Genomic DNA, 419 nt, shown 5'->3' on the forward strand with positions numbered 1-419 from the left:
GATGGATCGGCAGCTATGACTGAAATTGCACAAGCTTTATCAGAGGTTGAAGATGAAACAAAACGTAATGAATTAGGGGTTAAGTTTTTCGGAACAATGTATGAAGATCAAGGGCAAAATATCATTAATACATTGCTAGGAGCAAAAGAAAAGGTTATAGATTTTGATAAGAACCAAAAGAACTTAAATGAATCTATAAAGAAAATGGATGCAAACCCAGCAGTTACATTTCAAAAAGCGATGCAAGATTTACAAGTTGCACTGAAGCCAGTTCTTAGTGTCATAGCGGATGTCATTTCTAAAATAGCTGAATGGGTTTCAAACAATCCAAAGTTAGCAGCCACATTAACAGCTGTTGCAATGGCTATCGGTATAATCTCTGGTGCAATTATGGCTCTTGCTCCTATAGTCATGACAGT

1 pseudogene is annotated in these 419 nt (G+C 36.5%); it reads left to right on the forward strand.

The window, feature by feature from the left end:
* Positions 1-419 (forward strand): annotated as a pseudogene (locus JDS99_RS31050) (DUF2207 domain-containing protein); the annotation flags it as partial.

This window comes from Bacillus cereus group sp. N6 (assembly GCF_016483705.1).
GTDB lineage: Bacteria > Bacillota > Bacilli > Bacillales > Bacillaceae_G > Bacillus_A > Bacillus_A wiedmannii.